The sequence below is a fragment of the Kitasatospora sp. NBC_00315 genome, assembly GCF_041435095.1.
Lineage (GTDB): Bacteria > Actinomycetota > Actinomycetes > Streptomycetales > Streptomycetaceae > Kitasatospora.
In genome coordinates this window covers 190,550-201,056 of the sequence record NZ_CP108025.1, presented here as the reverse complement: position 1 = coordinate 201,056, position 10,507 = coordinate 190,550, and the positions used below count along the sequence as shown (strand labels likewise).

The window sequence follows — 10,507 nt, the reverse complement described above, 5'->3', positions numbered from 1 at the left end:
GGGCCGAGAACGAGCGCCTGTTGGCGAAGAACTCGGACCCGGTCGTGGTGGTGGGGATGGCGTGCCGTTATCCGGGGGGTGTGGAGTCGCCGGAGGCGTTGTGGGAGTTGGTGCGGTCGGGTGGGGACGGGATCGGCGACTTCCCGGCGGACCGTGGCTGGGACGTCGAGTCCCTGTTCGACCCGGATCCGGAGGCCGTGGGCAGGTCCTATGTGCGGCGTGGTGGTTTCCTTGCGGACGTGGCGGGGTTCGATGCCGGGTTTTTCGGGATCTCGCCGGCCGAGGCGGTGGCGATGGACCCGCAGCAGCGGTTGATGCTGGAGGTGTCCTGGGAGGCGTTCGAGCGGGCGGGCATCGACCCGGTTGCTCTGCGTGGTTCGCGCACCGGTGTGTTCGCGGGTGTCATGGGCCACGACTACGGCCGTTATGCGGCGGTCGATGCCCTGGATGGTTTCGGCGCCGGTGTGATGGAGGCGGTGGTTTCCGGTCGGGTGTCGTATGTGTTGGGTTTGGAGGGGCCGGCGGTGTCGGTGGACACGGCGTGTTCGTCGTCGTTGGTGACGTTGCATCTGGCTGTGCAGGCGTTGCGTGGTGGTGAGTGTGATCTGGCGTTGGCCGGTGGTGTGACGGTGATGGCGACGGCGGACACGTTTGTGGAGTTTTCGCGGCAGCGGGGTCTGGCTCTGGATGGTCGGTGCAAGGCGTTCGGGGAGGGCGCTGATGGTACTGGTTGGGGTGAGGGTGCGGGTGTGGTGGTGTTGGAGCGGTTGTCGGATGCGCGGCGGTTGGGGCATTCGGTGTTGGCGGTGGTTGCTGGTTCGGCGGTGAATCAGGATGGTGCGTCGAATGGTTTGACGGCGCCGAACGGTCCGTCGCAGCAGCGGGTGATTCGGGCGGCGTTGGCGTCGGCGGGGCTCGGTGTGGGTGATGTGGATGTGGTGGAGGGTCATGGCACGGGGACGGTGCTGGGTGATCCGATCGAGGCGCAGGCGTTGTTGGCGACGTATGGTCAGCGGCCGGTGGGGGTTGAGCCGTTGTGGTTGGGTTCGTTGAAGTCGAATGTGGGTCATACGCAGGCGGCGGCTGGTGTCGGTGGTGTGATCAAGATGGTGGAGGCGTTGCGGCGTGGTGTGTTGCCGCGGACCTTGGGTGTGGATGTGCCGTCCTCGCATGTGGATTGGTCGGCGGGTCGGGTGGAGTTGCTGGCGGAGCAGCGTGTGTGGCCGGAGGTGGGGCGTCCGAGGCGGGCGGCGGTGTCCTCGTTCGGTCTGTCGGGCACCAACGCGCACGTGATCATCGAGCAGGCGCCCGAGGTTTCGGAGCCTGTCGAGGTGGTGCCCGTCGAGGTGGAGCCTCGGCAGGAGCGGGACGCTTCGGTGTGGGTGTTGTCGGGTCGGACGGGTGAGGCGCTGCGGGCGCAGGCTGAGGCGCTGGGTGGTTGGCTCGGCGGGGTGGGTCGGGAGTCGGTGACGGTGGCGGATGTGGCGGGTGCGTTGGCGCGGCGTTCGGTGTTCGAGCACCGGGCCGTGCTGCGCGGGTCCGATCGGGCCGAACTGACTTCCTTGCTGGCTGACTTGGCGGCAGGCGGGGAGAACGCCGGCCTGGTGGCCGGCGCCGTGCAGATGACGGGGACCGGGACCGGGACGGTGTTCGTGTTTCCGGGTCAGGGTTCGCAGTGGTTGGGGATGGGGCGTGATCTGGCGCGGGCGCATGCGGGTTTCGCGCGGGAGTTGGCGGTGGTGGCGGAGGTGGTGGACCGGTGCTGGGAGCACCGGTTGTTGGATGTGGTGTGGGGTGCGGACGGTGGTCTGCTGGAGCGGACCGAGTTCGCGCAGCCGGCGTTGTTCGCGGTTGGTGTGGCGTTGTTCCGGGTGTTGGAGCGGTGTGGTGTGACTGCCGATTTCGTGGTGGGTCACTCGGTGGGTGAGTTGGCGGCCGCGCATGTGGCGGGTGTGTTGTCGTTGGAGGACGCGGCTCGGTTGGTGGTGGCGCGTGGTCGGGTGATGCAGCGGGCCGTGGGTGGGGTGATGGCGGCGGTCTCGGGTTCGCCGGAGTTGGTCGAGCGGATTCTGGGGCAGGTTGGGTCGAGTTATGGGTGGGTAGTGACGGCCGCGGTCAACGCTCCGGACTCGGTGGTGATCTCCGGGCACGAGGGGGCGGTGGAGCGGGCTACCGAGTTGTTGGAGGCGGCGGGGTGCCGGGTGAAGCCGCTGGTGGTGTCGCATGCGTTCCATTCGCCGCTGTTGGAGCCGGTGTTGGAGGAGTTCGGGCGGGTCGCGGGGCGGGTCGCGGTGTCGGCGCCCGTTCCGGGCTGCACGTTGGTGTCGACGCTCACGGGTGAGGCAGCCGACTTCGCGGGTGGGTACGGTTCGGCGGAGTACTGGGTGCGGCAGGCCCGGGAGGTGGTGCGGTTCGCTGACGCCGTGCGGTTTTTGGAGGGCAGGGGTGTGCGGCGGTTCGTGGAGCTGGGCCCCGGCGCGCTCGTCTCCGCGGTCGAGGCCACGGTCGAGCAGGCCGTCGGGGACTCCGACGGCATCGTGGTGGCGTCGCTGCTGAGTCGGCAGGGTTGCGAGTCGGCCGCGTTGATCGGGGGGTTGGGGCGGTTGTTCGTGGCGGGTGTGCCGGTCTCCTGGGGGGATTGGCAGTCCGGTGGCCGCCGTGTCGATCTTCCTACCTACGCCTTCCAGCGGAGCGGTTACTGGTTGTCCTCGTCCCGGGCTGTGGGTGATGTGAGTGCCGCCGGGCTGGTGGCCGTTGGGCACCCGATTCTCGGTGCGGTCGTGGCTATGCCGGGGTCCTCGGGTGTGGTGCTGACCGGGCAGGTGTCGCGCTCGGCGCAGCCGTGGCTGCTCGATCACGAGGTGCTCGGGCATGTGATGGTGCCGGCCTCCGCACTGGTGGAGCTCGCGGTGCGGGCCGGCGACGAGGTCGGGTCGCCGGTGGTGCGGGAGTTGGCGATGACGGCTCCGTTGCTGGTGCCCGAGTGTGGTGGGCTGCGGATCCACGTCGTGGTCGGCGAGCTCGATTCCGGGGGTCCGGGCGGGCGCACCGTCGAGGTTCATTCGCGGCCGGACGGCGACGACGGCGAGTGGATCCTGCATGCGCAAGGCGTGCTGGCCGATGCCGAAGAGGGCGGGGCGGCCGACGCGGATGGATGGTCGGAGTCGGTGTGGCCGCCGGTGGGCGCGCAGCCGGTGGACGTCGAAGCGGCCTACGCGTCGCTGGCCGATGCGGGCTACGGCTACGGGCCGGTGTTCCGGGGCGTGCGGGCGGTGTGGCGGCGCGGGGCGGAGGTCTTCGCGGAGATCGGCCTCCCGGCCGGAGCGGACGCCGCCGGGTTCGGTGTCCATCCGGCGCTGCTGGACGCGGTGGTGCACGCGCCGCTGTTCGGGGTCGGAGCCGCGGACTACGCGGAGGTGGAGGTTCCCTTTCTGTGGGAGGGTGTCGAGCTGCACGCGGTCGGCGCATCCACGGTGCGGGCGCGGATCGTGCCCGCCGGGAGCGACGGCGTCGCGATCCAGGTGGCGGACGAGACCGGCGCGCTGGTGCTGACGGTGGACGCGCTGGTGAGCCGCCCGGTGTCGCAGCAGGCGCTGAGCGCGGCGGCGAGCGCGGTGGCGGACGGTCTGTTCGAGGTGTCGTGGTCGCCGGTGCCGGCAGCGGCGGACCAGGGTGCGGCGGTGCCGGTCGTGTGGGAGTGGAGGTCGGAGCAGGGTGCCGAGGTGGTGGCGTCGGTGCACGCGGCCTCGCACGCGGCGCTGGCTGCGGTGCAGGCGCACCTTGCTTCTGCGGACCGGCCGGATGCCGTGCTGGTCGCGGTGACCAGGGGCGCGGTGGCGTTGCCGGGTGAGGACGTCGTCGACGTGGCGGCCTCGGCGGTGTGGGGTCTGGTGCGCTCGGTCCAGTCGGAGCATCCGGGTCGGTTCATCCTGGTCGACGCCGATGCCGACGCCGAGGTGGATGTCGCGCTTCTGGTGGCGTCCGGTGAGCCGCAGTTGGTGGTGCGGGGCGGGGTGGTGCGTGCCGCTCGGCTGGCGCGGGCCGTGGTGGCGCAGGCGCAGGCGCCTGGGCTGGCGGGTGGTGCGGTGATCGTGACCGGTGGGACCGGTGGTGTGGGTGGTGTGTTGGCGCGGCGGTTGGTGGCGGAGCACGGGGCTGGTGCGGTGGTGTTGGCGTCGCGGCGTGGTGCGGCGGCCGGGGGTGTCGCGGAGCTGGTGGCGGATTTGGAGTCGGCTGGTGCGGTGGTGCGTGTCGTGGCCTGCGATGTGTCGGACCGTGCGGCGGTGGCCGGGTTGGTGGCTTCGGTGCCGGAGGGGTTCGAGCTGCGTGGTGTGGTGCACGCGGCGGGTGTGTTGGATGACGGTGTGGTCGGTTCGTTGACTCCGGAGCGGATCGACCGTGTCCTGGCGGCGAAGGCTGATGCGGCGTGGTTCCTGCACGAGGCGACCGCTGACGCACCGCTGGAGTTGTTCTCGGTGGTGTCCTCGCTGTCCGGTGTGCTGGGTGCGCCCGGCCAGGCCAACTACGCGGCGGCGAACGCCTTCCTGGACGCGTTGGCGGTGCACCGGCGGGCGCGGGGCCTGGCCGGCCAGTCGGTGTCCTGGGGCCTGTGGGGCGAGATCGGCGGCATGGGCGGCCGACTGTCGGACGACGCGGCGGCGCGGGTCCGCGCGAGCGGCGTGGTGCCGCTGACCACCGCTCAGGCCGTGGAGCTGTTCGACGCCGCGGTCGCCGGAGGCCCGGCACACCTCGTCGCCGTGCGCTGGGACCTGCCGGCGCTGCGGCGTCAGGCCGGGGTCGGCGAGCTGACGCCGATGCTGGCCGAGCTCGTTCCGGCGGTGCGCCGTACAGCCGCCTCGGGCGAGTCGGTGTCGCAGCTGGAGTCCAGGCTGCGCGCGCTCGACGAGGCCGGGCAGCGCAGGCTGCTGACCGAGCTGGTGTCGTCTACCGCAGCGACCGTCCTCGGACATGAGAGCGCGACGGCCGTCGGCCCGAACACGGCGTTCAAGGACCTGGGCCTGGACTCGCTCGGCGGCGTCAACGTCCGCAACCGGCTGCAGCAGGCGACCGGTCTGAGCCTCCCGGCGTCGCTGGTGTTCGACTACCCGAACGCGACCGCCCTGGCGGATCTCCTCCTGAACCGGCTGATGTCGAACGGCGCTTCGGCCGCCGTGGTTCCCCGGGTGCCGGTTTCGATGACGGCGCACGGGGGATCCGACCCGATCGTGGTCGTCGGGATGGCGTGCCGTTACCCCGGGGGTGTGGATTCGCCGGAGGCGTTGTGGGAGCTGGTGCGGTCGGGTGGGTCCGGGATCGGCGACTTCCCGGCGGACCGTGGCTGGGACGTGGACGACCTGTTCGACCCGGATCCGGATGCCGTGGGCAAGTCCTATGTGCGGCGCGGCTCGTTCCTCTCCGATGTGGCCGGGTTCGATGCGGGGTTCTTCGGGATCTCGCCGCGCGAGGCGGTGGCGATGGACCCGCAGCAGCGGTTGATGCTGGAGGTGTCCTGGGAGGCGTTCGAGCGGGCCGGGATCGACCCGGCCGACCTACGTGGTTCGCGCACCGGCGTCTTCTCCGGCGTGATGTCCCAGGAGTACCGCCAGCTGGAGGCCGAACCGGACGGCGACTCGGGCGGTTTCGGCGCCGGTGTGATGGGGTCGGTGGTTTCCGGTCGGGTGTCGTATGTGTTGGGTTTGGAGGGGCCGGCGGTGTCGGTGGACACGGCGTGTTCGTCGTCGTTGGTGACGTTGCATCTGGCTGTGCAGGCGTTGCGTGGTGGTGAGTGTGATCTGGCGTTGGCCGGTGGTGTGACGGTGATGGCGACGGCGGACACGTTTGTGGAGTTTTCGCGGCAGCGGGGTCTGGCTTTGGATGGTCGGTGCAAGGCGTTCGGGGAGGGCGCTGATGGTACTGGTTGGGGTGAGGGTGCGGGTGTGGTGGTGTTGGAGCGGTTGTCGGATGCGCGGCGGTTGGGGCATTCGGTGTTGGCGGTGGTTGCTGGTTCGGCGGTGAATCAGGATGGTGCGTCGAATGGTTTGACGGCGCCGAACGGTCCGTCGCAGCAGCGGGTGATTCGGGCGGCGTTGGCGTCGGCGGGGCTCGGTGTGGGTGATGTGGATGTGGTGGAGGGTCATGGCACGGGGACGGTGCTGGGTGATCCGATCGAGGCGCAGGCGTTGTTGGCGACGTATGGTCAGCGGCCGGTGGGGGTTGAGCCGTTGTGGTTGGGTTCGTTGAAGTCGAATGTGGGTCATACGCAGGCGGCGGCTGGTGTCGGTGGTGTGATCAAGATGGTGGAGGCGTTGCGGCGTGGTGTGTTGCCGCGGACCTTGGGTGTGGATGTGCCGTCCTCGCATGTGGATTGGTCGGCGGGTCGGGTGGAGTTGCTGGCGGAGCAGCGTGTGTGGCCGCAGGTGGGGCGTCCGAGGCGGGCGGCGGTGTCCTCGTTCGGTCTGTCGGGCACCAACGCGCACGTGATCATGGAGCAGGCCCCGGAGGTTTCGGAGCCTGTCGAGCAGGATCCGCAGCAGGCGCCCGACGTCGAGGTTGCGGGGCCCGCCGGGCAGGAGTCGCAGCAGGCCCCGGACGCTTCGGTGTGGGTGGTGTCGGGTCGGACGCGTGAGGCGTTGGCGGCGCAGGCGCAGGCGGTTGTGGAGTGGTTGGAGGCCGACGAGTCGGAGTCGGTGACGGTGGCGGACGTGGCGGGTGCGTTGGCGCGGCGTTCGGTGTTCGAGCACCGGGCGGTACTGCGCGGGTCCGATCGGGCCGAGTTGGCGGCCGCGCTGGCCGATCTGGCCGCCGGACGCGAGAACGCCGCCCTGGTGGCCGGCGCCGTGCAGATGACGGGGACCGGGACGGTGTTCGTGTTCCCGGGTCAGGGTTCGCAGTGGCTCGGGATGGGCCGTGAACTGCTGGACAGATCGCCGGAGTTCGCTGCGGAGCTGAGGCGGTGCGCGGAGGCGTTCGCGGAGTTCGTGGACTGGTCGCTGCTGGACGTGGTGCGCGGCGAGCCGGGAGCGGCCGAGATCGATCGGGTGGACGTCATCCAGCCGGTACTGTTCGCGATCATGGTGTCGCTGGTGCCGGTGTGGCGGACGGCCGGTGTGGTGCCGGACGCGGTGATCGGTCACTCACAGGGCGAGATCGCCGCCGCGTACGTGGCCGGTGCGTTGAGCCTGCGGGACGCGGCGCGTGTGGTGCTGCTGCGTTCGCGGGCGCTGACCGAGGTGGCGGGGACCGGCACGATGGTGTCGGTGATGCTGCCGGCCGACGCGGTCCGGGAGCGCATCGGCGGCTGGAACAGCATCGCTGTCGCCGCCGTGAATAACCCGACGACGACAGTGGTTTCGGGTTCCGACGCGGAGATCGACGAGTTCCTCGCGGTGCTCGACGGCGCGAGCGTGAAGTACCGGCGGATCGCGGTGGACTACCCGTCGCACGGCCCGAAGATGGAGGTGCTGCGCGAGCGCCTGCTGGCCGACCTGGCCGAGGTGACGCCGCAGTCCTCGAAGGTCCCGTTCTACTCGACGCTGAACGGTGACGTCCTCGACACCTCCGCCCTGACGGCGAAGTACTGGTTCGAGAACCTGCGCGAGACGGTGCGTTTCGAGGATGCCACCCGCGCCGCCCTCCGCGACGGCCGTACCGCGTTCGTCGAGGTCAGCGCCCACCCGGTGCTGACCGTTGGCATCGAGGAGACCTGCGAGACGGTGGGCCGGATGGCCATCGTCGGCACGCTGCGGCGCGGTGAGGGCGGCCTGGAGCGGTTCCTGCGCTCGGCGGCCGAGCTCTACACGGCCGGCGGCGAGGTGTCCTGGCATCGCTGGCAGCAGGGTGGTCGGCCGGTCGGCCTGCCCACCTATGCCTTCCAGCGCCGCCGTTACTGGATCGAGGCGAGCGGCCGCTCCGGCGACGTCAGGGGAGCGGGTCTGGGTCGCGCCGAGCACCCGATGCTCGGCGCGGAGATCGAACTGCCGGCTCTGGACGGCCTGTTGCTCACCGGCCGCGAGTCGGTGCGGTCCCAGCGCTGGCTGGCCGACCACCGCGTCCTCGGCCACGTGCTGATGCCCGGCGCCGCATTCGTGGAGCTGGCCCTGTACGCCGGCGAGCGCGCGGGTCGACCGGTCCTCAAGGAGCTGACCTCGCAGCAGCCGCTGGTCGTGCCGGAGTCCGGCGGCGTCCAGCTGAACGTCACCGTCGCCGGGCCGGACGCCGTCGGCGACCGCGTGGTGTCGTTCCACGGACGCCGGACCGATGACCCGGCCGGCGCCTGGACGCTCTACGCCCAGGCGCTGATGGCCGAGCAGGGCCCGGAGCGGCCGCCGGTGTTCGGCATGAAGAAGTGGCCGCCGGTGGGCGCGCGGGCGGTCGACGTCGAAGCGGCCTACACCTCGCTGGCCGACGCGGGCTACGGCTACGGCCCGGCGTTCCGGGGCGTGCGCGCGGCCTGGCGCCGGGGAGCCGAGGTGTTCGCGGAGGTGGAACTGGCACCCGATGTGAAGACGGACGGTTTCGGTGTTCACCCGGCCCTGCTGGACGCCGTGGTGCACGCCGTGGTGATCGCCGGAACCGGCCGCGGCGCCGGCTCCGACGACGGGATCCGGGTGCCGTTCGTGTGGGAGGGCGTGTCGCTGCACGCGGTCGGCGCCGGCGCGGTGCGGGTGCGGATCAGCCCGGTCGGTGAGGAGGCCCTGGCGATCCAGGTGGCGGACGCGACCGGCGCCCCGGTGCTGACCGTCGCCTCGCTGGCGACCAGGACCGTCTCGGGCAAGACGCTGGCCGCCGCCGCGGCGGGTGCGGCCCCGGACGGTCTGTTCGAGGTGTCGTGGTCGCCGGTGCCGGCAGCGGCGGACCAGGACGCGGCGGTGCCGGTCGTGTGGGAGTGGAGGTCGGAGCTGGGTGCCGAGGTGGTGGCGTCGGTGCACGCGGCCTCGCACGCGGCTCTGGCTGCGGTGCAGGCGCACCTGAACGCCTCGGAGCAGCCGGATTCCGTGCTGGTGGTGCTGACCAGGGGCGCGGTGGCGTTGCCGGGTGAGGATGTCGCGGACGTGGCGGCTTCCGCGGTGTGGGGTCTGGTGCGTTCGGCGCAGTCGGAGCATCCGGGCCGGATCGTGCTGGTCGACGCGGAAGCTGACGCCGACCTCACCGCGGAGGACCTGGCGGCGCTGGCCGTCACCGGTGAGCCGCAGCTGGTGGTGCGCGGCGGCGTGGCGCACGCGGCCCGCCTGGTGCGGGCGGCGGCGACCGAGGCGGCGAGCTCCGCCGACCCCGAGTCGTCTGCGGAACTTGCGGGGGTGACCGGTGGTGCGGTGATCGTGACCGGTGGGACGGGTGGCGTGGGTGGTGTGTTGGCGCGGCGGTTGGTGGAGGTGTACGGGGCTGGTGCGGTGGTGTTGGCGTCGCGGCGTGGTGCGGCGGCCGGGGGTGTCGCGGAGCTGGTGGCGGATCTGGAGTCGGCCGGTGCGGTGGTGCGTGTCGTGGCCTGCGACGTGTCGGACCGTGCGGCGGTGGCCGGGTTGGTGGCCTCGGTGCCGGAGGGGTTCGAGCTGCGTGGTGTGGTGCACGCGGCGGGTGTGCTGGACGACGGTGTGATCGGTTCGTTGACTCCGGAGCGGATCGACCGCGTCCTGGCGGCGAAGGCCGATGCGGCGTGGTTCCTGCACGAGGCGACCGAACGGCACGACCTCGGGCTGTTCTCGGTGGTGTCCTCGCTGTCCGGTGTGCTGGGCGCGCCCGGCCAGGGCAACTACGCGGCGGCGAACGCGTTCCTGGACGCGTTGGCGGTGCACCGGCGGGCGCGGGGCCTGGCCGGCCAGTCGGTGTCCTGGGGCCTGTGGGCACTGGAGAGCGGGATGACCGGCCACCTCGGCACCGGGGGCGTCGAGCGGATCCGCGGCGCCGGCGGCGTGCTGGCGATGGCCACGGAGCAAGCGCTGACGGTGTTCGACGCCGCGGTCGCCGCGGGCGCGCCGCACGTGGTCGCCGTGCGTTGGGACCAGGCCGCCCTGCGGGACCGGGCCGGGGCCGACGAGCTGCCGGCGCTGCTCACCGGGCTGGTGCCCAAGGTGCGGCGTAGCGCCGCGACGGCGCCCGCCGAGTCCGCGTCCCAGCTCCTGACGCGGCTGCGGAGCGCCGAGCCCGCCGATCGGCGCAGGTTGCTGGTCGAGCTCGTCACCGGCCAGGCGGCGGCCGTGCTCGGGTACGGCGGGGCCGCGGACGTGGACCCGGCGACGCCGCTGCAGCACCTCGGCCTGGACTCGCTCGGCGGCGTCCAGCTGCGCAACCGGTTGCGGGCCGCGACCGACCTCCTGGTGCCCGCGGTGCTCGTCTACGGCAATCCGACGTGCGGGGCCCTCGCGGAATTCCTCGAACAGGAATTGCTCCCCGGTGCCTCGAACTGAGCGGTAGCCCGTCCTTTCCCGGGGCCGGGTGCGGAACTTCCGCACCCGGCCCGTCTTACTTCAAAACCGCTGGTCGACATGGGAGTTGGCCGCCATTGAGGCCC

Annotated in this window: 1 pseudogene; it reads left to right on the top strand. The window is 71.7% G+C overall.

From position 1 onward, the window contains the following. Window positions 1-32: 32 nt before the first annotated feature. Window positions 33-10,403: pseudogene (locus OG823_RS00750) on the top strand (type I polyketide synthase); the annotation flags it as partial. Window positions 10,404-10,507: the final 104 nt, after the last annotated feature.